Here is a 23858-nt window from a genome sequence, read left to right on the forward strand (position 1 = left end):
AAAAGATAGAACCCGTACGTTTACAGGGGAGGGAATCTTTTTGAATGACGTAAGCGAACGCCTGTCGTTCTTCGCCGCTCTATATCAAGTAGACCGGCAGCCTGCGGCAGGCATGTGGCTGCTGTACGGCACGATTTTTGTGTTGGCCGTTATTGTATTTAAGCTTGGATTTGCTAAACGGCTTCCTGTATTAAAATCTGCAGTGGTGTATGTATTTTTGGCTTTGGGCTGCACTGTTTTGACTTTTTTAGGGGTGTTTTTGCCCGTGGCAGAAGGATTGGTCGTCGCTGCGCTGATTTTAATCATTTACAAAATCCGGCTGTATCAGTCGAAAAAAGGACAGTCTGCAAAATCATAAAAGACTCAGCTGAAAGCTGAGTCTTTTTTGTGTTCTGTATGGTTAAGCGGCCGCTTTATTTTTTGACTTTTTCTTTTTTCTGCTGTCCCGGGTGAAAAGTAAATTTTCCCGTTTTCAGCCGTTCCTCTGTTTTTTTGGCAATCCGATCGTGGCATTCCTGGCACATATATGTATGGATCGGGCGGTTTCGAAGCCGTTTCGCGATCAGGGTATCATCATCAATTGTTTCAATTTTATCGCAAATAGAACATTTGACCCTCATCATATCACCTCTTTCACTAACATGTATTATACCACGGATCAGAAGCTGTCCAAAATAAGAAAAAGCTAAAGCGCAAGGCTATAGCTTAGTCATTGTTGTTCTTTTTCATATGATGATCAGATTGATCGTTTTGTTCCTTCTCCATTTCCTGTTGCTGTTTTCTATTTAATTGGTCATTTTGCTGCTTTGTTTGCGGTTCATCTTCATTGTCAATCACATCGTTAGGCACTTCGGGAAGCACTCGGCCGACAATTGCAGCTAATTCATCCAGTATACCTGTTACCGGATGGCCCTCGCTGATTTCTCTGCTCATTTCGCGAAGGCGGCTGACCGTATCGGGATCAGCAATGACTACTGCGTTGGCGCCATATCGATCATTCTTTAGCGCCTGAGCTACAGAATATTTAATGGTTTCCACTTTGCTTCTGTCCAAAGTATCATCGACATCAATCCCAACAACAGCATAGCCTCCCAGCACAACGGCTGTTGCATCCTTGACGTCGGGGTTTTTTTCAGCAACGCTGACAAGATGCTTGGCAATATCCGTTCTTGTTCCATTGTCTTTTGTTTCTTGAGTTGTGTCCTTTACGTGAATCGGTTTAGTCTCCTGCTGTCTTGTTGATTCTTTTTCAACATTCTGGCCCTGTTTTCCTTGTTGATAGGCACAAGCGGACAGGATAAGTGTCAGCTGTATGATAATGAAAAGAATTCGCACTTGCGGGTTCCCTCCTTAAAATGCTTTCATTAATTTTATTGTTGAATTAACCTTCTATCTTTATGCACAAAAACATATATTTTAGCAGGCATTCACCTTTTTCATCAAAAGAGAAGCAGGAAGAACTTTGACCCTTATATCAGGAGGCTGAGACTTGAGTAAAATTTATGTGTTAGATACGAATGTGTTATTACAGGATCCTAACGCGATATTTTCTTTTGAAGAAAATGAGGTTGTCATCCCTGCTGTCGTTTTAGAAGAGGTTGATTCAAAAAAACGGTATATGGACGAAGTTGGGAGGAATGCAAGGCACGTATCTAAGCTAATCGATGCGCTAAGACAAAAGGGCAGGCTGCATGAGCATGTACCGCTTGACACCGGCGGCACACTGAGAATTGAACTGAATCATCGTTCGTTTCACCAGCTGCAAGAGATCTTTATTGAAAAGACGAACGATAATCGCATATTAGCCGTTGCGAAAAACTTAAGCCTCGAGGAAGAAACCAAGGAAAATGGCAGGCCGGTTATCCTTGTCAGTAAGGATGTACTGGTCAGGGTTAAAGCCGACGCAATCGGACTGCTTGCTGAAGATTTCTTGAATGACCGGGTTGTGGACAATGATGAAATGTACAGCGGCTATAAAGATTTATATATCAGCCAGCAGCTGTTCAGCTCTTTTTACGGGAAAAATCAAATTTCAGTAAACGATGTGAAACAGCATGCGTTTTATCCGAATCAGTTTGCTTTAATGAAGGATGAGCTAGGAGGGTCCTCCTCGGCAGTCGGAATTGCAGACAAAACCGGAACGGTATTAAAAAGACTCGTATTTGATGATGAACATATATGGGGAATCAGGCCGAAAAATGTACAGCAGACAATGGCATTAGAGCTTTTGCTGCGGGAAGATATTCCGCTTGTCACCCTGATCGGCAAAGCGGGAACCGGCAAAACGCTCTTAGCTTTGGCGGCAGGGCTATTACAGACAGAAGACTTGGGAATATATAAAAAGCTGGTCGTCGCAAGGCCGATTGTTCCTGTTGGCAAGGACATCGGGTATTTGCCAGGCGAAAAAGAGGAAAAGCTAAAGCCTTGGATGCAGCCGATTTTTGACAACTTAGAGTTTCTGTTTAATGCGAAAAAACCAGGGGAGCTTGATGCTATTTTGGCGGGAATTGGCTCAATTCAGGTAGAGGCGCTGACTTATATCAGAGGGAGAAGCATTCCAGATCAATTTATTATCATTGATGAAGCGCAAAATTTGACCAGGCATGAGGTGAAAACGTTGCTGACGAGAGTCGGTGAGGGCAGTAAAATTGTCTTAATGGGCGACCCTGAACAAATTGATCACCCATATTTAGACAGTCTGAACAATGGTTTGGCCTATGTGGTTGAGCGGTTTAAAGGACAACCCATCTCAGGCAGCGTGAAGCTGTTAAAAGGTGAGAGATCAGGTCTCGCCCAGCTTGCAGCTGATTTGCTGTAACACTTAAATGATTTCGATCTCTTTTACATCGGTAATCGGCTGTTTGTGATGAACCGGGTCTTCAAAGTAAATATGCACGGGGCCGCCTTCTTGAATCGGCTTGCCTGCCTCACTGAAATGGACAATACTGTTCAGAGCGGTTTCCAGAGAAACGGCGGCCTTTCCCGAACTTGTGACAAATACACATTGTGTCGCAGAGCTGTTCGGCTCAGCATTTTTCAGGACAGTCCCAAGTCTCATTGCGAAACTGCCGTTCATCAGTTTTTGCTTCTCATATTGCTTTTCCGTCTTTAATGTAGGCGGCGCGATTCGCCCCTCTCTGATGACGCGTTCCGGATCAAGGTCGGATTCATCCCCGGCTGATTGTAAATATGTGTCTTGACTGTCCCCTTTGCGGTCAAACGAAAATTTGCGATCATCAAAAATCCATACGCTTGGATCAATGGTAATTGGATATGTAACATTGCCTTTTACTTGGATAACGCTCATGATATGACCCCCTTCTCTCAAAATTATAAAAGTTTTCGCATGAATTGTCACTTTGTGTACAAATTATGTGTATTGAAATGCTGAGGGAACGAGGGTGTTTGCATGGTATGCCAGCATAATGATGAGCTTGAAGCCTTAGTGAAAAAGGCGAAAAAAGTAACGGACAAGGGGGAGGTAGCCAGCTATATTCCCGCCTTGGCAAAAGCTGATAAACACGACCTGTCAGTGGCGATTTATTATTCCAATAATGTTTGTCTGTCAGCAGGTGACGTAGAAAAAACATTTACGCTTCAAAGTATATCGAAAGTCCTTTCCCTTGCTTTGGTGTTAATGGAATACGGCAAAGATAAGGTCTTCAGTTATGTTGGACAGGAGCCGACCGGTGATCCGTTTAATTCAATTATCAAGCTCGAAACAGTGAATCCGAGCAAGCCGTTAAACCCTATGATTAATGCCGGGGCATTGGTAGTGACAAGTCTGATAAGGGGAAGAACGGTAAAAGAGAGACTTGATTATTTGCTTTCTTTTATCAGAAGGCTGACAAACAACCAAGAGATTACATACTGCCGGGAAGTGGCTGAATCTGAATACAGCACTTCAATGATTAATCGGGCGATGTGTTATTATATGAAGCAGTACGGCATTTTTGAAGATGATGTAGAGGCAGTAATGGATTTATATACGAAGCAATGCGCGATTGAGATGAACAGCTTGGATTTAGCGAAAATCGGATCTGTATTCGCATTGAACGGCAGACATCCAGAGACTGGGGAGCAGGTCATCTCAAAAGATGTCGCTAGAATTTGCAAAACGTTTATGGTGACGTGCGGAATGTACAATGCAAGCGGGGAATTCGCAATTAAGGTCGGAATTCCTGCGAAAAGCGGCGTATCCGGCGGGATAATGGGCATTTCGCCTTACGATTTCGGGATCGGCATATTCGGCCCCGCATTAGACGAAAAAGGGAACAGCATTGCAGGTGTAAAGCTTTTGGAAATAATGTCTGAGATGTACAGGCTGAGTATTTTTTAATTTATGTCATATGCTTAAATCCTCTTGCATTTTCTGTTGATACCCTTTATGATAAATAGAAGAATTAGGTACTCGCCTGGGGAACGGAGGGATACTTTTGGCTTCAGAGATGATAGTTGACCATCGGCAAAAAGCTTTTGAACTCTTAAAAGTGGACGCTGAGAAGATTTTGAAGCTGATCCGAGTACAAATGGATAACTTAACGATGCCTCAATGTCCTCTATATGAAGAGGTTTTAGATACTCAAATGTTCGGGCTTTCGAGGGAAATCGATTTTGCTGTCCGCCTGGGATTGGTTGATGAAAAAGACGGTAAAGACCTTTTATACACATTGGAGCGCGAATTGTCTGCTTTGCATGACGCGTTTACAGCTAAATAAATGATAAAACTCAAACTTATTAACAGTTTGGGTTTTTTTATAACCGCTATTTTTCTCTCATCTCATAAAAGACGGTCTTTTTTTACACATTCCTTCCGAATCGTATAGAGATTCTTCGTCTCGTTTGATAAATTGTAGTAAAATAAAAAAGATAAATACATAAAAACCATAGATAATGGAAGTTAGAAGCAGGGAAGAGGATGTTATGTTAAAAAAAATGCTAAAATCTTATGATTACTCACTGATATTCGCAATCGTTTTATTATGCGGATTCGGTTTAGTGATGGTATACAGCTCAAGCATGATTACGGCTGTCTCCCGGTATGGAGTAAGCAGTAATTTTTTCTTCATGCGGCAGCTGTTTGCTTTAATTGCGGGTGGCGCTCTATTTATTCTCATGGCGTTGTTTCCTTATAAAGCACTGGCCCATCAAAAGTTTCAGAAGGGGATACTGCTTGTATCTGTTCTTGCGCTTATCTCACTGTTTGTTTTCGGGCATGTTGCCGGAAACGCGCAGAGCTGGTTTAAAATCGGCGGAATGAGTATTCAGCCGGGGGAGTTTGTGAAACTGGTCGTGATTTTATACCTTGCAGCCGTATATGCAAAAAAACAAAGTTATATCGACCATCTGTTAACGGGAGTAGCCCCTCCGGTAGTCATGACGCTTATAATTTGTGGGTTAATTGCCATGCAGCCAGATTTCGGTACAGCCATGATTATAGGGTTAATTGCGACGTGCATGATCTTGTGCTCCGGCTTCAGCGGAAAGACGCTGGTGAGGCTTGTGATACTGGGCGGAATTGTTTTCATTTTAGTCAGCCCTATTATCTATTTGAATCAGGACAAAATTTTAACTGAAGGCCGTTTAGCGCGTTTTGAGAGTCTTGAAGACCCATTTAAGTATGCAAATTCATCAGGTTTGCAAGTGATCAATTCTTATTATGCGATCAGCTCAGGCGGCATTTTCGGCCTGGGGCTCGGTGAAAGTATCCAAAAATACGGATATCTGCCTGAATCACACACTGACTTTATTATGGCTGTCATTGCTGAAGAGCTCGGCATTTTTGGGGTATTGTTTGTGATTTTCTTATTGGGTTTTGTCGTCATAAAAGGTTTTTATATTGCCAGAAAATGCGAGGACCCGTTTGGAAGTCTTCTGGCGATCGGCATTTCAAGCATGATTGCCATCCAGTCGTTTATTAACCTTGGCGGTGTCAGCGGATTAATTCCGATTACAGGGGTTACGCTGCCATTTATCAGTTACGGGGGCTCTTCTTTGGTGCTGCTGCTGGGGAGTATGGGGATATTAGCGAATATCAGCATGTTTGTGAAATATTCAGAGAATAAGAAAAAGAAAGAGCCCTTGGCGCCGAAGGGAATGAAAAAGAAACAGCTCAAAAAAACTGTTTATCTGTAAAAAACAAGTGTGTACAGGGGAAGGATATTCCGCTATGATAGATTATATTCCATTCGGGTAAGGGGGAGAAAAGTTTGTCTCAGCAATCGATACAAAAAGTATTAGTAGCAAACAGGGGAGAAATTGCAATCCGAATATTCCGGGCGTGTACCGAGTTGAATATTCGTACAGTTGCGGTCTATTCAAAAGAAGATTCCGGTTCCTACCATCGGTACAAAGCGGATGAAGCATACTTGGTCGGTGAAGGGAAAAAACCGATTGATGCTTACCTGGATATTGAAGGTATCATTGATATTGCGAAAAGAAACAAAGTCGATGCAATTCATCCGGGATACGGTTTCTTATCTGAAAATATTCATTTTGCGAGACGATGTGAAGAAGAAGGCATCGTATTCATAGGGCCAAAATCCGAGCATCTCGATATGTTTGGTGACAAGGTAAAAGCGCGTGAGCAGGCAGAAAAAGCGGGAATCCCCGTGATTCCGGGAAGCGACGGTCCTGCCGAAACGCTTGAAGCCGTCGAACAATTTGGACAAGCTAACGGTTATCCGATCATCATTAAAGCCTCGCTTGGCGGCGGCGGCCGCGGTATGCGGATTGTCAGATCTGAAAGTGAAGTTAAAGAAGCATATGAGCGTGCTAAATCAGAGGCGAAAGCAGCCTTTGGCAATGATGAAGTTTATGTAGAAAAATTAATTGAGAATCCGAAACATATTGAGGTTCAGGTCATTGGAGACAAGCAGGGCAATGTCGTCCATCTTTTTGAGAGGGATTGCTCCGTTCAAAGACGCCATCAAAAAGTCATTGAAGTGGCGCCGAGTGTCTCGCTGTCACCTGAATTAAGGGACCAAATTTGTGAGGCTGCAGTTGCGCTTGCCAAAAATGTAAACTATATAAATGCGGGGACGGTCGAATTCCTTGTTGCAAACAACGAGTTCTACTTTATTGAAGTAAATCCTCGCGTACAAGTTGAACACACGATAACAGAAATGATTACTGGTGTCGATATTGTTCAAACTCAGATCCTTGTTGCCCAAGGGCACAGCCTTCACAGCAAAAAAGTAAATATTCCTGAGCAAAAGGACATTTTTACAATCGGCTATGCCATTCAGTCACGGGTTACGACTGAGGATCCGCAAAATGATTTCATGCCTGATACAGGAAAAATCATGGCTTACCGCTCAGGCGGCGGTTTTGGTGTCCGTCTTGATACCGGAAACAGCTTCCAGGGCGCCGTGATCACACCATACTATGATTCACTTCTCGTTAAGCTTTCAACTTGGGCTTTAACGTTTGAACAGGCAGCTGCCAAAATGGTGCGAAACCTTCAGGAGTTTAGAATCAGAGGCATAAAAACGAACATTCCGTTCCTTGAGAACGTTGCAAAGCATGAGAAGTTCCTGACAGGGCAATATGATACATCTTTCATTGATACAACGCCTGAATTATTTAATTTCCCTAAACAAAAAGACCGCGGAACGAAAATGCTCACTTACATCGGCAATGTGACAGTGAACGGCTTCCCTGGAATCGGGAAAAAAGAAAAACCGGCGTTTGACAAACCGTTAAGCGTAAAGGTAGACGTTGATCAGCAGCCTGCCAGAGGAACAAAGCAAATTCTCGATGAAAAAGGTGCAGAAGGGCTTGCAAATTGGGTTAAGGAGCAGAAATCTGTCCTTTTAACTGATACGACATTCAGGGATGCCCACCAATCGTTATTGGCAACTAGAATCAGATCGCATGATTTGAAAAAAATCGCAAATCCGACGGCTGCGTTATGGCCTGAACTATTCAGTATGGAAATGTGGGGAGGCGCGACCTTCGATGTAGCCTACCGATTCCTGAAAGAAGATCCGTGGAAACGTTTGGAAGATCTTCGCAAAGAAGTGCCGAATACCTTATTCCAGATGTTGCTTCGCTCATCAAATGCGGTCGGCTATACGAATTATCCGGACAATGTGATTAAAGAATTTGTGAAGCAATCAGCTCAATCCGGTATTGATGTGTTTCGTATTTTCGACAGCTTAAACTGGGTAAAAGGGATGACGTTAGCCATTGATGCTGTTAGGGATACCGGCAAAGTGGCAGAAGCTGCGATTTGTTATACGGGAGATATCCTTGACAAGAACCGGACGAAGTACGACCTTGCATATTATACATCGATGGCGAAGGAGCTTGAGGCGGCCGGAGCCCATATTCTCGGGATTAAAGATATGGCAGGGCTGTTAAAACCGCAGGCTGCATATGAGCTCGTTTCTGCGTTGAAAGAAACGATCGACATTCCGGTTCACCTTCATACGCATGATACGAGCGGAAACGGTATTTATATGTATGCGAAAGCTGTTGAAGCCGGCGTTGATATCATAGACGTGGCGGTCAGCTCAATGGCGGGATTAACGTCACAGCCTAGCGCGAGCGGATTTTATCATGCGATGGAAGGCAACGACCGCCGTCCGGAAATGAATGTCCAAGGCGTTGAATTGCTGTCCCAATATTGGGAGTCGGTGCGTAAATATTATAGTGAATTTGAAAGCGGAATGAAGTCTCCGCATACTGAAATTTATGAACACGAAATGCCAGGGGGCCAATACAGCAACCTGCAGCAGCAAGCCAAGGGAGTAGGCCTTGGCGACCGCTGGAACGAAGTCAAGGAAATGTACAGACGCGTGAACGATATGTTCGGTGACATCGTCAAGGTAACGCCTTCCTCAAAAGTAGTCGGAGATATGGCACTCTACATGGTGCAAAACAATCTGACTGAAAAAGACGTTTACGAAAAAGGTGAATCTTTAGATTTCCCTGATTCTGTCGTGGAGCTTTTTAAAGGAAATATCGGCCAGCCTCATGGCGGATTCCCAGAAAAACTGCAAAAGCTGATCTTAAAAGGGCAGGAGCCGATTACAGTCAGACCGGGCGAACTGCTTGAGCCGGTGTCATTTGAAGCGATCAAACAGGAATTTAAAGAGCAGCATAACTTGGAAATTTCAGATCAGGATGCTGTGGCATATGCCCTTTATCCTAAAGTCTTCACTGATTATGTGAAAACGACAGAAAGCTATGGAGACATCTCGGTATTAGATACACCGACATTCTTCTACGGTATGACATTAGGTGAAGAGATAGAAGTTGAAATTGAGCGCGGCAAAACGCTGATCGTTAAGCTGATTTCAATCGGTGAGCCTCAGCCTGATGCCACCCGCGTCGTTTATTTCGAACTCAACGGGCAGCCGCGTGAAGTAGTCATTAAAGATGAAAGCATTAAGTCTTCCGTTCAGGAAAGGCTGAAAGCAGACCGGACAAATCCAAGCCACATCGCAGCTTCCATGCCTGGAACAGTTATTAAGGTATTGGCTGAAGCAGGCACAAAAGTCAATAAAGGTGATCATTTGATGATTAATGAAGCGATGAAAATGGAAACAACGGTTCAGGCGCCTTTCTCAGGAACAATCAAGCAGGTTCATGTGAAAAATGGTGAGCCGATCCAAACGGGAGATCTGCTCCTTGAAATTGAAAAAGCATAAAAAACAAAGAGTGTATATCAATGATATACACTCTTGTTTTTTATATAGAAAATGTGGAGTGAAACAGATGGTTAGAAGAGATATAAGGGGACTTCAGAGATTATAGAGTACTGTCACAAGCCCAAAATAAAAAGAGGCTTATACAGCCAATATTTTAGATGCTTTGTAGTATGCCGTGCATATTTCTTTAAGCACTATCTGATTTAAAAGGCTTTAATACTTATGTTCGCGAGCTATAGATCCATATGAAATTTCTATAATCACGATGAGAAAGGGGACAGACCGAAGTGAGCCGCTCACTGATCATCAAGTTCGGCGAAGGCTGGCGATTGAAACGCATAAAGCGCCAAAAAACAAGACATAAAAAAGACCAAAGCCGCCTAAGGCTTTGGTCTTGAGTCCTTATGATTGCCTGGATTCATAACGGAAACGAGCAATCAATAATAAGAAGTAGCATAGAACGCCAAACAGACAGGCAATAAAGAACGAGTGGGCAAGTGCAAAGCCCAGAGCCAGTTCAGAGTATACGATCATAATACCGGACAGTGCCTGTAATGTAATGAAAATAAGACATGAGATCCATCCCCAAAAGATCTGTTTTTGATCTTTATAGGAAGTAATAGCATGAACAGCGGCAACAATAATCCATACAAATAAAAGTAAGGCTGCTGCTCTGTGGCCCATTTGCACCCATTCATGGAATTGGGTCGGAAGTCCATTGTTCAGCGGGCTGCACAGCGGCACATCAGGACATGCCAGGCTTGATTCAGTGTGTCTTACATATGCGCCTGTATACACAACGATATAGGAATATATTAAAATTCCTATCATGTGAAATTGCATCTTTTTGCCGATTTGAAGCGGCTTAACCAGTGTTCTGACTGATTTATCAGCTTCAAATATGAGCAATGTTAAAATAAGCACTGAAGCAAAAGAAATTAATGAGATGCCGAAGTGAAGCGCCATAATCAGCGCGTTCGAACCGAATACGACAGCCAATGCGCCAAGCAATGCCTGAAGAAATAAAAAGATAATTGACATGATCGCGAGAAACGTTGTTTCACGGAAAATCGGCGTGATTTTTCTCCATGACCAAAACGCAAGGCTTAGCACAAGGATAATAGAGATTCCGCTTGCGAATCGGTGGCTCCATTCAATAATTGAAGCCGGATTCAGTTCAGGGAAAAAACGGCCGTGACACAGCGGCCACTGTCTGCCGCATCCTTGGCCGGAACCTGTTTTTGTAACGAGGGCACCCCCGATTAAAACAATTAGCATGACAAATGTCGTCAGAACACCGAGAGCTTTTAATGCTTTATTCATACAATATTCACCTTCTCAACATACTGCTGCAATTTTATATACGTTCCAAGTGTAAGCGAATATGTGTTTTGTGGCAATTCCCAGAGCCTTTTGTTCACAAAAATATAATAGAATGACGGCTTCTGGAAAATGTACACTTGATTATTCATGCCGGGTCTGATAGAAATAAGGTAAACGCAATGCCGATTTGGAGATTGCCTTCATCTTTGGTAAAATTCATAAAAAGTTCACAAATAAATTCCTGTTTGTCGTTTAATATTTAATAGGATGTTTTTTTACAAGATGTTATCTTGTATGATAGAGTTGCAGGTTATTTTATTCTCCTGCGTTAGGTTTGTAAGGGAGGTTTACGTTATGGCTAACTCCAGAATCTTAAATGATACAGCTATAGACGGACAAATTGAAGAAACAACGGCATGGAAAGATTTTCTGTCCCTTATTAAAATAGGGATCGTCAATTCTAACCTCATCACGACTTTCACTGGAATGTGGCTTGCACTGCATATATCCGGTTTAAGTTTTTTAGGCAATATAAACACCGTTCTTCTTACGTTAATCGGGTCTTCACTGATTATTGCGGGCTCCTGCGCGATCAATAACTGGTATGACCGGGACATTGACCATCTTATGGAGCGTACGAAAGTAAGACCGACGGTTACGGGTAAAATTCAGCCGAGTCAGGCGTTATGGTCTGGAATTTTGCTGGTTGCTTTAGGATTGATCATGCTGCTGATGACAACTGTCATGGCTGCTGTTATCGGTTTTATCGGAGTCTTTACGTATGTTGTATTGTACACAATGTGGACGAAACGCCGCTATACGATTAACACAGTAGTAGGAAGCGTTTCCGGTGCAGTGCCGCCGCTTATTGGATGGACGGCAGTGGAAGGGAATATCGGTGTCGTAGCATGGGTGTTATTCATGATTTTATTTATTTGGCAGATTCCTCACTTCTTAGCATTGGCTATTAAGAAAACTGAGGATTACAGAGCTGCAAATATTCCGATGCTTCCTGTCGTATACGGATTTGAAGTGACAAAAAGACAAATTATTGTGTGGGTTGCGTGCCTGATGCCGCTTCCGTTTTTCCTTGGTAGCCTGGGTCTTCCGATTGTCATTCTCGGCTTGCTGTTAAATATCGGCTGGCTGATTCTTGGCTTAATGGGATTCCGCTCCAAGAATATCATGAAGTGGGCAACGCAGATGTTCGTTTACTCGCTTAACTACATGACAATCTATTTCGTTGCCATGGTTGTCTTGACGCTTTTCTAAAAAATAGATATGATGCTTGTTTTATCGCTTCAAAATAAACGATGACAACTAGTAAATGCCGCCTTGACCTCTTGTTTAATCAGGCGGCTTTACTTTTATACATAGATGGCATTTTGAGTAAAAAAACTCATAATTTAAGAGAAGAGGAAATGTAAGTGCTTTATTGGTGATAGGTTGGATGGCGATAGATTTCGATCCGCTTTCCGCCTTTGTATTGACCAGAAAAGGGGTTGGGTGAAATGGTAAAGCATTGGCGTCTTATTTTATTATTAGCCTTAGTGCCGCTTCTATTAAGCGGATGTGGAAAACCTTTTTTATCCACGCTCAAGCCTGCTGGCGAGGTGGCTGATAAACAGTATGACCTGACAGTGCTCAGCACATTGATTATGGTGGTTGTTGTTGCAGTAGTATCTGTTATCTTCTTTTATGTGATTGTGAGATTCAGAAGATCACGGGTCGGTGAGAACACGATACCGAAACAGGTAGAGGGGAATAAATTTTTAGAAATCACATGGACCGTGATCCCGATTTTGCTGCTCATTATTCTTGTGATTCCTGTTGTATTATATACGCTGGAGCTAGCGGACACATCACCAATGGATAAAAAAGGCCGCAAAGCTGAGGATGCTCTTGTAGTCAATGTTAGGGCAAATTTATACTGGTGGGAGTTTGAGTACCCTGATTACGGCATTATCACAAGCCAGGAGCTGATTGTACCGACAGATCAGCGTGTATATTTTAATTTAAAAGCCTCTGATGTAAAACATTCCTTCTGGATTCCTTCAGTTGGAGGAAAACTTGATACGAATACGGATAATGAAAATAAGTTCTTCCTGACATTTGATTCAAAACGAAGCAAAGAGGCAGGAGATATGTTTTTTGGGAAGTGTGCAGAGCTTTGCGGCCCTTCACATGCGCTGATGGATTTTAAGGTGAAGACGATGTCTGCAAAAGAATTTCAGGGCTGGACAAAAGAAATGAAGAACTATAAGTCTACAGCAGAGAGCGATTTGGCTAAGCAGGGTGAAGAACTGTTTAAAGAGAAAAACTGCCTGAGCTGCCATGCGGTAGAGCCGAATGATAAGCGTGCAGAAGCCGCTAGAACGGCACCTAACTTGGCGACCTTCGGTGAAAGGACAAAAGTGGCAGGGGTGAAAGAGGCCAACAAAGAAAATGTGAAGGCTTGGCTGAAGGACCCTGACAGCATAAAGCCGGGGAACAAAATGACAGGCACATATCCAAAGCTCTCAGACAGCGAAACAAATGCGCTTTATGAATACTTAAAAGGCTTAAAAGCGGAAAGCAAGTAGGGAAGAAAGGGAGATATTGGGGGAGGTCACATATGTTGAATGCGCTTACAGAAAAGCGGACGCGCGGATCTATGCTTTGGGATTATTTGACGACGGTGGACCATAAAAAAATCGCGATTCTTTATTTAGTGGCAGGGGGATTCTTCTTTCTTGTCGGGGGAATTGAAGCGATGTTTATCAGAATTCAGCTTGCAAAGCCGGAAAATGCGTTTCTCAGTGCTCAAGCATACAATGAAGTAATGACTATGCACGGAACGACGATGATCTTTCTGGCTGCGATGCCGCTCTTATTTGCCTTGATGAATGCGGTTGTGCCTTTGCAGATCGGGGCTCGGGACGTTTCGTTTCCATTTTTAAACGCGCTTGGTTTTTGGCTCTTCTTTTTCGGGGGCATTTTCTTAAATCTAAGCTGGTTTTTGGGCGGAGCGCCAGATGCGGGCTGGACGTCATATGCCTCACTTTCGCTTCATTCTAAAGGGCACGGCATAGACTTTTTCGTCCTCGGACTCCAAATATCGGGGCTCGGGACGCTGATAGCCGGGATTAACTTTTTGGCCACGATTATCAACATGAGGGCTCCGGGCATGACGTATATGAGGCTGCCTTTGTTTACATGGACGACATTTGTGGCTTCGGCATTGATTTTGTTTGCGTTTCCGCCGCTTACGGTCGGATTGGCTCTCATGATGCTGGATCGGCTGTTCGGAACCAATTTCTTTAATCCGGAGCTTGGCGGAAATACGGTCATTTGGGAACATTTATTTTGGATCTTCGGCCACCCGGAGGTTTATATCTTAATTTTGCCTGCATTCGGTATTTTTTCTGAGGTCATCCCTGTGTTCGCCAGAAAGCGTTTGTTTGGCTATTCTTCAATGGTTTTTGCAATCGTGCTCATCGGCTTTCTGGGCTTTATGGTTTGGGTGCACCACATGTTCACGACTGGTCTCGGCCCGATTGCAAATGCGATTTTTGCGGTTGCAACAATGGCTATCGCGATTCCGACCGGGATTAAGATTTTTAACTGGCTGTTGACGATTTGGGGAGGAAATGTGAAGTATACAACCGCTATGCTGTATGCTGTCTCATTTATTCCATCCTTTGTGCTCGGCGGTGTGACGGGAGTCATGCTGGCAGCTGCTGCGGCTGATTATCAGTTTCATGATACGTATTTTGTGGTTGCGCACTTCCACTACGTCATTATTGGCGGCGTTGTATTCGGCCTTTTAGCCGGTGTTCATTTCTGGTGGCCGAAAATGTTCGGTAAAATTCTGCATGAAACGATGGGGAAAATTTCATTTGTATTGTTTTTTATCGGCTTTCACCTCACGTTTTTCATTCAGCATTTTGTCGGCTTAATGGGGATGCCGCGCCGGGTTTATACGTTTTTGCCAGGACAGGGTCTGGAAACCGGCAACTTGATCAGTACAATCGGGGCGTTTTTTATGGCGGCAGCTGTTATTCTTCTGCTGGTCAATGTCATATGGACATCGGTAAAAGGTGAATATGTAGGTGCTGATCCATGGCATGACGGACGTACGCTGGAATGGACCGTTTCTTCACCGCCGCCGGAGTATAACTTTAAACAGCTTCCTTTTGTCAGAGGACTTGATCCGCTTTGGATCGAGAAGCAGGCAGGGCACAAATCAATGACGCCGGCGGAACCGGTTGATGATATTCATATGCCAAACGGCTCAATCCTGCCGCTCATCATTTCCTTCGGCCTTTTTGTCGCAGCGTTCGGGCTGCTGTACAGAAGTGATTACGCTTGGGGCCTGCCGGTGATCTTTATCGGGCTCGGCATCACATTTATTACGATGCTGCTTCGTTCAGTAATTGATGATCACGGCTATCATATTCATAAAGAGGAACTGCCGAACGATGATAAAGGGGTGAAGGCATAATGCAAGTTCAAGAAAAATTCACCGCAGAAACCTTTCCAGCATCTCCTGAAAAAGTAACCCTGGAAGGGAAAAATAAATTTTTAGGCTTTTGGCTTTTTCTTGGCGGAGAGACTGTTCTGTTTGCGTCTCTCTTCGCCACGTTTCTTGCGCTCCGGAATTCAAATGCCGGTGATCCGCCTACGACGGAAATGTTCGATGTGACACTTGTATTCATTGCCACAATGCTTCTATTAACGAGCAGTTTAACGAGTGTATACGCGATGTACCACATGAAGAACTTTTCCTTCGGCAAGATGCAGCTTTGGCTGGGAATTACGATTTTATTGGGGGCGGGCTTTTTAGGACTGGAAATCTATGAGTTCAAGCATTACACCCATGAATTTGGCTTTACCATCACAAGCTCTGCCCTCGGTTCTGCGTTTTACACGCTTGTCGGTACACACGGCGCCCACGTGGCATTTGGGCTTATGTGGATCAGCACGCTTATGATCCGCAATGCCAAGAGAGGGCTGAATCTGTATACGGCGCCTAAGTTTTACGTTGCCAGCCTTTATTGGCACTTTATTGATGTCGTGTGGGTCTTCATCTTTACCGTTGTATATTTAATGGGGATGGTGGGATAAACATGGTCGATAAAAAAAGCAGAGGGCATATTAATAGCGACCTTGAATTTAAGAAAAAAAAGCATGCCCGGGAGATGAAATATCAAGTCCTGTCTTTTGGTTTAATGATCGGTCTTACGATTGTTGCATTTCTGACTGTGGCCACGGACGGTGTCGGCAGCTGGTTTACGATTCCTTTCATTATTTTGCTAGCTGCAATTCAAGTCATTTTTCAGCTGTATTATTTCATGCATATGAATCAGAAAGGGCATGAGGCGCCGGCACTGTTTTTGTATTCAGGGGTGTTTGTCGCGTTTATCACTGTGCTTGCGTTTGTGACAATTATATGGTGGTAATTTGAAACAGCCGCCGGAGGTGAAGAAATGAATCAGTTGGAGATATTCGGGTTTCGCGCGATGTGGAGCCCTTATCTTTTTTGTATCCTGTTAGGCATTACGGCGCTTTATCTCTATTTTTACAGGCGAATGTCTTCAAAGCCAAATCGAATAACTGGTAAAGAGATGGTATGCTTTCTGTCGGCGATGCTGTTTTTATATGCAGCCGAGGGAAGCCCGGTTGATCTGCTCGGACATATTATGTTCAGCGCACATATGGTGCAGATGGCCGTCCTGTATTTGGTTGTCCCGCCGCTGTTAATCGCGGGAATTCCTGCATGGCTCTGGGAAAAAATCATTTTCAGGCCTTCAATCAAACCGTTTTTTTCCTTTTTTACGACGCCTTTAATTGCTTTGCTTTTGTTTAACGGCATTTTTTCTTTATATCATGTACCGCTTATATTTGATACTGTCAAAACGGATCCGTTTTACCATACATTAATCACTTGGCTTATCTTTGTGCTTGCGTTCTTCATGTGGTGGCCGCTTGTTCATAAGGTTGAGCGTCTACGGCAGCTCAGCGGCTTGATGAAGCTGGGTTATATTATGGCAGACGGTATGCTGCTCACACCTGCTTGCGCCTTGATCATGTTCAGCGGTGCACCGTTATACGCCACCTATACAGATCCGGCTGTATGGGCTGAGGCAATGAGGCTTTGTGTGCCAGCGGATATGATGGGGCAGGTCCCATTAACAGGGCCAGAGATGTTGAATACACTGCCTTTGTTAGAGGATCAGCAGCTCGGAGCCGTCATGATGAAAATCATTCAGGAAATTGTGTACGGTACTTTTTTGGCCATTATTTTTTTCCAATGGGTGAAGAAAGAAAGGGAAAAGGACGGGCAGGAGGAGCCGCCGTATATTCAGCAGACGATATCATAAAAGGTACAGCGAAATATGCTGTACCTTTTCGTTACATTTGAACTGTTTTTAACATGTTGGCTATGTCCTGAATCAGTGCCTTGCTTTTTGTCACAACCTGTACGGGAAACTCTTCCGTTTCTCCATATTCTACTCCATGAGGGTAGTAATGCTTTCCTAGGAGAGGGGACATTAATTGAATCACGGCGCGCCCGCTTCCGACATCGCCTTCTGCCGCAATGCCTTGTATCCGCAGGTAAAACGTACCCTCAATCGTCGAAAACTTCTTGTCATAGGTGACTCTCTCGTAATCCCATTGACCCGCTCTGATGAGACCTTTGCTTTCCATTAAGTCGTCTAGCCAGCTGAGCTCAGCCTTAACCCCTTCAAGTCCGCTTTCAGTAAACTTCAACACTGACCCCTCCTTATAAAAATTACCTTTCCTGACAATCATAGTATGAAAGCGTTAAACTTTCAATGAATCTTCTTCTTTTGAAAGTATGCAAAAATTAAATTTTGACGACAATAGCACTAGACTAAAGGAGGTTAAACGGATGACAAAAATAAAAGATCTGATGACAGCCGACTTGCAATATTGCACGGTATTAGATAATGTATATGAAGCTGCAGTAAAGATGAAGGACGCAAATGTAGGAGCGATTCCGGTAGTTGATGAGGACGGGGAAACATTGGTCGGCATCGTAACCGACCGCGATCTCGTATTAAGAGGAATCGCCATCAAAAAACCGAACTCGCAAAAAATCACTGACGCGATGACCGAAAAACCTGTCAGTGTGGAGGAAGATGCTTCAGTCGATGAGGTTCTTCATTTGATGGCATCGCATCAGCTCAGAAGGATACCAGTTACAAAAAATAAAAAACTGACTGGAATTGTCACGCTTGGTGATCTTTCTTTATCTGAGCAAACGAATGAACGTGCCGGCAGCGCCTTATCGGATATTTCCGAGGGTGATAATAGAGAAGAAGGCTTTTTTCATTAACACATAAATCTTTGACATGTTAAATAGGCTGTATTGTAATGGGATGTAAGCAAGAGATTGTGAATCGCCACGGGGGTGATAGATTGAAAAATATATTGAGAGCAATGGTTATCCTTTTGATTATCTGCGGAACCTATGTTCTGTTTATTCAATATGGATCTGTTCCTGAAAAGAAATCAAATGACAGCGAGCCTCAGGTGTCGAATGAGGAAGCGCAAAGCGGCAAACGAATACATATGCCGACTTCAGGGTTATTGTCCTTCATGGGCAAGCCCGCCGATGAAGTAACGAAAAAGCTTGGGGAACCTGAACGTATTGACCCTTCGGCTTATGATTACGATTGGTGGGTATACAATCAAGGGAAGGATCAATATATCCAAATCGGGGTATTAAACAATAAAGTGGTCACATTATTCGCGGCGGGTAATGATATTAACGCCAAGCCTTTCAAAATTGGAGAATCAACTGGCGAAGTATTCAAGACCACCCAGGTGGCACCATTTGTGAATGTAGAGTATAAAGGAAATTCCTATCGGTTTGAATTTTCTGAAGAAGATATCAATACAAGACCGACTGTAAAGGTAGGAAAGATGTATGTCCAGCTGTATATGGACAAATTTGAGGGGAAGCTATCCAGCATCAGGGCGTTTGATGCGCAGACCTTTGTAAAGCAAAGACCTTATGAGGTAGTGTACCGCGGGGAATTAATTAAACCGAAAGCTGTTTCAGATGAGAAATGGAAAAAGATCCAAACAACGAGCGAAAAGCAAATCCTTGATTTGACGAATGTCATACGCGTTAAACATGGACTTGCGAAGCTTGAGTGGGATCAGCCAACGGCGGAAGTGGCATTTGGGCATAGTGAGGATATGAAGGAAAATAATTATTTCTCCCATGTCTCTAAAAAATACGGCTCGCTGAAAGACCGCTTAGAAGAAGGGCATGTTGACTTTCAGCAAGCGGGAGAAAATATCGCATACAATTATGTGGACGGTCCGGCCGCTGTAGAAGGCTGGCTGAATAGCGAAGGCCATCGAAAAGCGCTTCTGAATTCAGATTATACGCATCTTGGTGTCGGAGTAGACCGGAAATATTACACCCAAAATTTTATTAAGCGATGGTAATGAAAGCCGCGGACGAATGGTTCCCGGCTTTTTCTATTTCCATACAAGCTGGTCTGAATGAATGTGCTGATAGCTTACAGATAAGGCCGTTTCCCATCCCTTCAGTCAGGCTTTTTCACCAGTGTATAGGGATATCGCTAAAAATTCATTTGGGAATGAATATAGGCGAACACAATGCCCGACAAAACGATACATTGTAGTAGGTAACGATTTTCGGAGGGGGTGAGGATTGTGGCGAATCAACATGCCAATCATTCAATCAATGACTTTAAACAATTCGTCAAAAAGCATCCCAAGCTGATAAAAGAAGTGCGCAAAGAACAAAGAAGCTGGCAGGACGTATATGAAAATTGGGTCCTCTTCGGGGAGAGCGACCCGATTTGGGATCCATATCGGGAACCGGAAGAAGCTTCTGAAGCTGTGCCTGAAACACCGCAAAAAAATGATTTTGTCTCGAAAATGGTGACAGCGGTGAAAAAGATGGATGTCAATCAAATGAACGAACAAATCAATAAAATGAGCCAGTCGATCTCATCGTTGCAAAGCCTTCTTAATACATTTTCCGGAAGCGGACAGAAGCATTCTCAGCCAGGCTCTGGACAGCATCCTTTTTCTTTTCGAAAGGATTAAAAAAGGGGAGCTCATATGCGCAAAGAGGTTCAGGAATATATTTTAGCAAACGAAGAACGGAAACGATTCATCAGAGAACAGCCGATATGGTACCGCAGGCTTTCAAGAAAACCGGATGATCTGCCCTCCTTTCAGCTTGAAATGATGAATTTTTATGAAAAAACCATTCCGCATCGGGTGAATCAGTTTACGAACGGGATTCAAATGGCGCAAATGATGATGCAAATGTTTCAAGCGATGCGGACAAAAGATTAAAAGGCCCCGAAAAAGGGTCTTTTTTCATGCGGACATAAGGTTTTGTATACGGCTGCGGTTAAGCATTTTCCAATTGGCTGGTTTCATGGTAAACTAACAATTGGAGGTGCATGTTATGTATGCGACGATGGAATCCGTGCGGCTTCAAAGTGAAGCTCAGCAGCTTGCCGAGATGATTCTGCAGTCGGAGACGGCTGAGAACTACCGCAATTGTTACAAGCGTCTCCAGGAAGATGAAGAGGCAGGGCGGATTATTCGTTCTTTTATTAAAATAAAAGAGCAGTATGAGGATGTACAGCGTTTTGGCAAATATCATCCTGACTATAGAGAAATATCCCGGAAAATGAGGGAGATCAAACGTGAGCTGGACCTGAACGATAAGGTGGCTGACTTCAAGAGAGCTGAAAATGAGCTCCAGTCCATTCTTGATGAGGTCAGCGTTGAGATTGGGACAGCTGTTTCGGAGCATGTGAAAGTTCCGACTGGGAACCCTTATTTTGACGGTTTGTCTTCATGCGGAGGCGGCTGCGGTTCAGGCGGAAGCTGCGGATGTAAAGTGTCCTGACGAGACTGGCCGTCTCGTCTTTTACATATAAGAGAAAACAGGCAGGTGATTGTATTGGAGAATAGGCGCCAGGGCATGGTTGTGTATCTGCACTCCCTAAAGCAGAGCAAAATGCTGAGGAAGTTCGGGAATGTGCACTATGTATCAAAACGATTAAAATATGTCGTACTGTACTGTGATATGAACCAAATTGAAAAAACAATGGACAAGATTGCGTCTTACTCATTTGTGAAAAAAGTGGAGCCTTCTTATAAACCGTTTTTAAAATTGGAATTCGAGTCAAAGCTTGATAAGGCAAAAGAATACGATTATAAAATCGGCATATAGCTATAAAAAAATCCCCGCAGGCATCTGCGGGGTCCTTCTATTCCTTAATATGTTAAGGAGAAGGCAAAGGGAGAGGAGAAACCGGAGGAAGAACTTATGGGGAAACGTAAGTCTTCTCCGCGGTTGGCAACAACATCCTCTAGATGCTGTTGCTTATAGTATGGACAAGGATCATGCTGCCTATACACCTGTTTATCAAGATTAGCGTTCATTGTTTGGAAGAATGCTTTATGTTAAGATAGGATTGATTTTTTTCTATGTACATAGCGGCGTCCGGCCGAATAAAGAAACAAAATAGCTTTTAGAAAAAGTGGTGTGGAACATGAGAGTAATTTCTGGATCAAAAAAAGGCCGTTCACTAAAGGCTGTACCCGGAACATCAACAAGACCGACAACCGACAAAGTGAAGGAATCCATTTTCAATATGATCGGCCCTTATTTTGACGGGGGCAGGGGACTTGACTTATTCGCAGGGAGCGGAGGTCTTGGAATCGAAGCGCTTTCACGCGGGTTTGAGCATTGTATATTCGTTGACCGTGATTTTAAAGCGATTCAAACGGTAAAATCTAATTTGAAAACGCTGGAGCTTACAAAACATGCACAGGTATACCGCAATGATGCGGAACGTGCTTTGCACGCTGCTGCTAAAAGAGAAAGCGGCTTTCGCGGAATTTTTCTCGATCCGCCGTATAAGGAACAAAAGCTGAAAGCACTTTTAACGCTGATTGACGAATATCAAATGCTGGAAGAAGACGGCTTTATCGTCGCTGAGCATGACAGAGAGGTCGAGCTTCCCGAAACCGTAGGAGATCTTGTGATGACAAGAAAAGAAACCTATGGGTTAACAGGTGTGGCGATTTATAAAAAGAGGGGGTAGTGAGGTGGCGAGTATAGCTGTCTGTCCCGGCAGTTTTGATCCGGTGACCTACGGGCATCTGGACATCATCAAACGCGGGGCGCATATTTTTGAACAAGTGTATGTATGTGTGCTGAATAATTCTTCAAAAAAGCCTTTGTTCAGTGTGGAAGAACGGTGTGAGCTTCTGAGAGAAGTGACAAAAGACATTCCGAACATAACAGTTGAAACATCGCAAGGCCTGTTAATTGATTATGCAAAAAGAAAAAATGCGAAAGCGATTTTAAGAGGCTTGAGAGCTGTATCTGATTTTGAATACGAGATGCAGGGGACGTCAGTAAACCGTGTGCTTGATGAATCCATCGAGACATTTTTTATGATGACAAACAATCAATATTCGTTTCTAAGTTCAAGCATCGTAAAAGAAGTGGCGAGATACAACGGCTCGGTATCAGAGTTTGTACCGCCGGAAGTAGAGCTGGCGCTTCAGCAAAAATTCAGACAAGGATGAGGGTTTTGACTCATCCTTTTTTTGTTCCGTTTGTCAGTCTGTAAGAAAAAATGATAATGTACGTAAACAGCGCGCATAGTGTGACAGCAGGTCCGATCTGCACAAGCAGATTCCAGCCATTTATAAAGGCAGTTGGCATGTCACTGCTGTTAAGAGATTTAAATACATACTGATATGGATCATGCCATGCCGTGTAAAGAGGTTTCCATAAAAGCATGACGAAGACAGCGGCATAAACGCCCTGCAGCAAACGTGCGATAAAGAATGGTTTAAATCTAATGTCGGTTTCCGATAAAATACCTGCCACCTGAGCTTGTACGGAAAAGCCGCTAAACCCAAGAATAAAGCTGACGATAATGGCTTTTTGCAGAAGAGAAACATCTGTCTCGCTGACAAGCTTGCTGCCTAATGTAATTTCAAACATCCCTGATAAAAGCGGAATGTCCAATTGAGTCGGAAGCTGAAACAAAGTCAGTGCTCCTTTTGTGAAAACAGACAAAACATCAGTCAGCTGGACCACTGACAACAGCCGATTGAAGACAGAAAATAAAATAATAAAGCCGCCTACCATAAGAAGCGTTTGAACAGAAGACGTCACGGCGTCGCCTAAAATTTTACCTAAGGGCCGTTTTTCTGCAAGTCTGGCGGTATGAAGAGCGTGTAAAGCATCTTTGACTGAAGGGAAAGGTATCGTTTTCTTTCTTCTGAGATGCTGCTCTTCCTTGCGGCCATAGGAGCGCATTGTTAAACCGACGGCAAGATTCCCCAAATAGTGTGCAGAAGCTAATAAAATGCCTAGTGATGCGTTTTGAAAGAAACCGACGGCAACAGCGCCGAAAATAAAGAGCGGGTTTGAAGAATTGGTAAACGACGCGAGCCGTTCTGCCTCTACTCTTGAAATCTGATTTTCCTGCCGCAGACGGGCAGTGAGTTTTGCGCCCGCTGGGTTTCCTGATGCCATTCCCATAGCAAGAACGAAGCCGCCGACACCCGGCACGCGAAAGATCGGCCGCATAAAAGGCTCAAGCAAAACACCGACAAACCGCACAATGCCAAAGCCGATTAAGAGTTCGGACAGAATAAAAAATGGCAGCAATGACGGAAACACAACCTCCCACCACATAGACAGCCCGGTTTTAGAGGCTTCGAATGAGGCCTGTGGATGTGAGATGACAGTCGCTGTTAAAAAAAGAAAAAACGAGGCAATCAAAAGTGTATTAATCTTCGACAAGTTCATTCTTACCTCCCCGATGCTAAAAATGCCCAATG

26 protein-coding genes are annotated in these 23858 nt (G+C 43.6%); 20 read left to right on the top strand and 6 right to left on the bottom strand.

Features of this window, described 5'->3' with window-relative positions:
- The first annotated feature begins 40 nt into the window (after nt 1-40).
- Nucleotides 41-358 carry a YlaH-like family protein gene (locus bslm_RS07750; RefSeq protein ID WP_003232274.1) on the top strand — a complete coding sequence of 106 codons (318 nt, stop codon included), beginning with the start codon at nt 41-43 and terminating at the stop codon, nt 356-358.
- A 55-nt stretch (nt 359-413) separates the two neighbouring features.
- Here bslm_RS07750 and bslm_RS07755 read toward each other — a convergent pair whose 3' ends face one another.
- Together bslm_RS07755 and bslm_RS07760 are read right to left on the bottom strand one after the other, a co-directional pair.
- Nucleotides 414-623 carry a YlaI family protein gene (locus bslm_RS07755; protein ID WP_003232271.1) on the bottom strand — a complete coding sequence of 70 codons (210 nt, stop codon included), beginning with the start codon at nt 621-623 and terminating at the stop codon, nt 414-416.
- 82 nt (nt 624-705) lie between these two features.
- Complete coding sequence (locus bslm_RS07760) at nt 706-1335, bottom strand: YhcN/YlaJ family sporulation lipoprotein (RefSeq protein ID WP_003232269.1); 630 nt, start codon at nt 1333-1335, stop codon at nt 706-708.
- 154 nt (nt 1336-1489) lie between these two features.
- Between bslm_RS07760 and bslm_RS07765 the strand changes: the two genes are divergently transcribed.
- Complete coding sequence (locus bslm_RS07765) at nt 1490-2818, top strand: PhoH family protein (RefSeq protein ID WP_003245272.1); 1329 nt, start codon at nt 1490-1492, stop codon at nt 2816-2818.
- Nucleotides 2819-2821: 3 nt separating this feature from the next.
- Here the strand turns inward: bslm_RS07765 and bslm_RS07770 are convergent, their stop codons facing one another.
- Complete coding sequence (locus bslm_RS07770; RefSeq protein WP_003245279.1) at nt 2822-3307, bottom strand: hypothetical protein; 486 nt, start codon at nt 3305-3307, stop codon at nt 2822-2824.
- A 102-nt stretch (nt 3308-3409) separates the two neighbouring features.
- On the opposite strand from bslm_RS07770, the gene glsA reads away from it, so the two are divergent.
- From glsA to pyc, 4 genes are all read left to right on the top strand, one after another.
- A complete protein-coding gene (gene glsA / locus bslm_RS07775) occupies nt 3410-4339 on the top strand; it encodes a glutaminase A (RefSeq protein WP_003245206.1) in 930 nt (309 codons plus the stop codon).
- A gap of 97 nt (nt 4340-4436) precedes the next feature.
- Nucleotides 4437-4718 carry an Fpa/YlaN family protein gene (locus bslm_RS07780; protein WP_003245286.1) on the top strand — a complete coding sequence of 94 codons (282 nt, stop codon included), beginning with the start codon at nt 4437-4439 and terminating at the stop codon, nt 4716-4718.
- A 205-nt stretch (nt 4719-4923) separates the two neighbouring features.
- Nucleotides 4924-6135 (top strand): cell division protein FtsW, encoded by a 1212-nt coding sequence (gene ftsW / locus bslm_RS07785; RefSeq protein WP_009967159.1) that lies wholly within the window; start codon nt 4924-4926, stop codon nt 6133-6135.
- A gap of 74 nt (nt 6136-6209) precedes the next feature.
- Nucleotides 6210-9656, top strand: a complete 3447-nt coding sequence (gene pyc / locus bslm_RS07790) for a pyruvate carboxylase (RefSeq protein ID WP_019712514.1) — start codon at nt 6210-6212, stop codon at nt 9654-9656.
- A gap of 402 nt (nt 9657-10058) precedes the next feature.
- Here the strand turns inward: pyc and ctaA are convergent, their stop codons facing one another.
- Nucleotides 10059-10979, bottom strand: a complete 921-nt coding sequence (gene ctaA, locus bslm_RS07795) for a heme A synthase CtaA (protein WP_015483190.1) — start codon at nt 10977-10979, stop codon at nt 10059-10061.
- Nucleotides 10980-11333: 354 nt separating this feature from the next.
- On the opposite strand from ctaA, the gene cyoE reads away from it, so the two are divergent.
- The 6 genes from cyoE (at nt 11334) to ctaG (ending at nt 17341) form a co-directional block, all read left to right on the top strand.
- Nucleotides 11334-12251: a heme o synthase gene (cyoE, locus tag bslm_RS07800; RefSeq protein ID WP_003232250.1), complete on the top strand. Its 918-nt coding sequence runs from the start codon at nt 11334-11336 to the stop codon at nt 12249-12251.
- 239 nt (nt 12252-12490) lie between these two features.
- The gene (gene coxB, locus bslm_RS07805; protein WP_003232248.1) at nt 12491-13561 is read left to right on the top strand and encodes a cytochrome c oxidase subunit II; all 1071 of its coding nucleotides are present in this window, start codon (nt 12491-12493) and stop codon (nt 13559-13561) included.
- A 32-nt stretch (nt 13562-13593) separates the two neighbouring features.
- Nucleotides 13594-15462: a cytochrome c oxidase subunit I gene (ctaD, locus tag bslm_RS07810; RefSeq protein WP_003232245.1), complete on the top strand. Its 1869-nt coding sequence runs from the start codon at nt 13594-13596 to the stop codon at nt 15460-15462.
- A complete protein-coding gene (gene ctaE / locus bslm_RS07815; RefSeq protein ID WP_003232244.1) occupies nt 15462-16085 on the top strand; it encodes a cytochrome c oxidase subunit III in 624 nt (207 codons plus the stop codon). The genes ctaD and ctaE overlap by 1 nt, the downstream gene beginning before the upstream one ends.
- Nucleotides 16086-16087: 2 nt before the next feature.
- The gene (gene ctaF / locus bslm_RS07820) at nt 16088-16420 is read left to right on the top strand and encodes a cytochrome c oxidase subunit IVB (RefSeq protein WP_003232242.1); all 333 of its coding nucleotides are present in this window, start codon (nt 16088-16090) and stop codon (nt 16418-16420) included.
- A 27-nt stretch (nt 16421-16447) separates the two neighbouring features.
- Complete coding sequence (gene ctaG / locus bslm_RS07825) at nt 16448-17341, top strand: cytochrome c oxidase assembly factor CtaG (protein ID WP_046380999.1); 894 nt, start codon at nt 16448-16450, stop codon at nt 17339-17341.
- A 31-nt stretch (nt 17342-17372) separates the two neighbouring features.
- Here the strand turns inward: ctaG and bslm_RS07830 are convergent, their stop codons facing one another.
- Complete coding sequence (locus bslm_RS07830; RefSeq protein ID WP_003232238.1) at nt 17373-17735, bottom strand: YugN family protein; 363 nt, start codon at nt 17733-17735, stop codon at nt 17373-17375.
- Nucleotides 17736-17874: 139 nt separating this feature from the next.
- Here bslm_RS07830 and bslm_RS07835 point away from each other — a divergent pair, with 139 nt between their 5' ends.
- From bslm_RS07835 to coaD, 8 genes are all read left to right on the top strand, one after another.
- A complete protein-coding gene (locus tag bslm_RS07835; RefSeq protein ID WP_003221362.1) occupies nt 17875-18321 on the top strand; it encodes a CBS domain-containing protein in 447 nt (148 codons plus the stop codon).
- Nucleotides 18322-18404: 83 nt separating this feature from the next.
- Nucleotides 18405-19445, top strand: a complete 1041-nt coding sequence (locus bslm_RS07840) for a CAP domain-containing protein (RefSeq protein ID WP_015483195.1) — start codon at nt 18405-18407, stop codon at nt 19443-19445.
- Nucleotides 19446-19676: 231 nt separating this feature from the next.
- Nucleotides 19677-20075 carry a YlbD family protein gene (gene ylbD, locus bslm_RS07845; RefSeq protein ID WP_003232233.1) on the top strand — a complete coding sequence of 133 codons (399 nt, stop codon included), beginning with the start codon at nt 19677-19679 and terminating at the stop codon, nt 20073-20075.
- A gap of 15 nt (nt 20076-20090) precedes the next feature.
- Nucleotides 20091-20330, top strand: coding sequence for a YlbE-like family protein (locus tag bslm_RS07850; RefSeq protein ID WP_046381000.1), 240 nt, complete (start codon nt 20091-20093; stop codon nt 20328-20330).
- A 115-nt stretch (nt 20331-20445) separates the two neighbouring features.
- Nucleotides 20446-20895 carry a regulatory iron-sulfur-containing complex subunit RicF gene (gene ricF, locus bslm_RS07855; protein ID WP_003221370.1) on the top strand — a complete coding sequence of 150 codons (450 nt, stop codon included), beginning with the start codon at nt 20446-20448 and terminating at the stop codon, nt 20893-20895.
- A gap of 54 nt (nt 20896-20949) precedes the next feature.
- Entirely contained in the window at nt 20950-21222 is a 273-nt protein-coding gene (locus bslm_RS07860) for a YlbG family protein (RefSeq protein ID WP_015715839.1), read from the top strand.
- Nucleotides 21223-21544: 322 nt separating this feature from the next.
- A complete protein-coding gene (gene rsmD / locus bslm_RS07865; protein WP_029317761.1) occupies nt 21545-22099 on the top strand; it encodes a 16S rRNA (guanine(966)-N(2))-methyltransferase RsmD in 555 nt (184 codons plus the stop codon).
- A gap of 4 nt (nt 22100-22103) precedes the next feature.
- On the top strand, nt 22104-22589 hold the full coding sequence (gene coaD, locus bslm_RS07870) for a pantetheine-phosphate adenylyltransferase (protein WP_003245283.1): 486 nt from the start codon (nt 22104-22106) through the stop codon (nt 22587-22589).
- Between the two features lie 10 nt (nt 22590-22599).
- On the opposite strand, the gene spoVV is transcribed toward coaD, so the two are convergent.
- Nucleotides 22600-23826: a dipicolinic acid transporter SpoVV gene (spoVV, locus tag bslm_RS07875; RefSeq protein ID WP_015252149.1), complete on the bottom strand. Its 1227-nt coding sequence runs from the start codon at nt 23824-23826 to the stop codon at nt 22600-22602.
- Nucleotides 23827-23858: the final 32 nt, after the last annotated feature.

Source organism: Bacillus sp. LM 4-2 (genome assembly GCF_000978495.1).
Lineage (GTDB): Bacteria > Bacillota > Bacilli > Bacillales > Bacillaceae > Bacillus > Bacillus subtilis.

What these genes read in the sequence shown, in the direction of transcription:
- bslm_RS07755 (WP_003232271.1), bottom strand. Translation starts at nt 623, where the DNA reads ATGATGAGGGTCAAATGTTCTATTTGCGATAAAATTGAAACAATTGAT.
- bslm_RS07770 (WP_003245279.1), bottom strand. Translation starts at nt 3,307, where the DNA reads ATGAGCGTTATCCAAGTAAAAGGCAATGTTACATATCCAATTACCATT.
- glsA (WP_003245206.1), top strand. Translation starts at nt 3,410, where the DNA reads ATGGTATGCCAGCATAATGATGAGCTTGAAGCCTTAGTGAAAAAGGCG.
- ftsW (WP_009967159.1), top strand. Translation starts at nt 4,924, where the DNA reads ATGTTAAAAAAAATGCTAAAATCTTATGATTACTCACTGATATTCGCA.
- ctaA (WP_015483190.1), bottom strand. Translation starts at nt 10,979, where the DNA reads ATGAATAAAGCATTAAAAGCTCTCGGTGTTCTGACGACATTTGTCATG.
- cyoE (WP_003232250.1), top strand. Translation starts at nt 11,334, where the DNA reads ATGGCTAACTCCAGAATCTTAAATGATACAGCTATAGACGGACAAATT.
- coxB (WP_003232248.1), top strand. Translation starts at nt 12,491, where the DNA reads ATGGTAAAGCATTGGCGTCTTATTTTATTATTAGCCTTAGTGCCGCTT.
- ctaD (WP_003232245.1), top strand. Translation starts at nt 13,594, where the DNA reads ATGTTGAATGCGCTTACAGAAAAGCGGACGCGCGGATCTATGCTTTGG.
- ctaE (WP_003232244.1), top strand. Translation starts at nt 15,462, where the DNA reads ATGCAAGTTCAAGAAAAATTCACCGCAGAAACCTTTCCAGCATCTCCT.
- ctaF (WP_003232242.1), top strand. Translation starts at nt 16,088, where the DNA reads ATGGTCGATAAAAAAAGCAGAGGGCATATTAATAGCGACCTTGAATTT.
- ctaG (WP_046380999.1), top strand. Translation starts at nt 16,448, where the DNA reads ATGAATCAGTTGGAGATATTCGGGTTTCGCGCGATGTGGAGCCCTTAT.
- bslm_RS07835 (WP_003221362.1), top strand. Translation starts at nt 17,875, where the DNA reads ATGACAAAAATAAAAGATCTGATGACAGCCGACTTGCAATATTGCACG.
- bslm_RS07850 (WP_046381000.1), top strand. Translation starts at nt 20,091, where the DNA reads ATGCGCAAAGAGGTTCAGGAATATATTTTAGCAAACGAAGAACGGAAA.
- ricF (WP_003221370.1), top strand. Translation starts at nt 20,446, where the DNA reads ATGTATGCGACGATGGAATCCGTGCGGCTTCAAAGTGAAGCTCAGCAG.
- rsmD (WP_029317761.1), top strand. Translation starts at nt 21,545, where the DNA reads ATGAGAGTAATTTCTGGATCAAAAAAAGGCCGTTCACTAAAGGCTGTA.
- spoVV (WP_015252149.1), bottom strand. Translation starts at nt 23,826, where the DNA reads ATGAACTTGTCGAAGATTAATACACTTTTGATTGCCTCGTTTTTTCTT.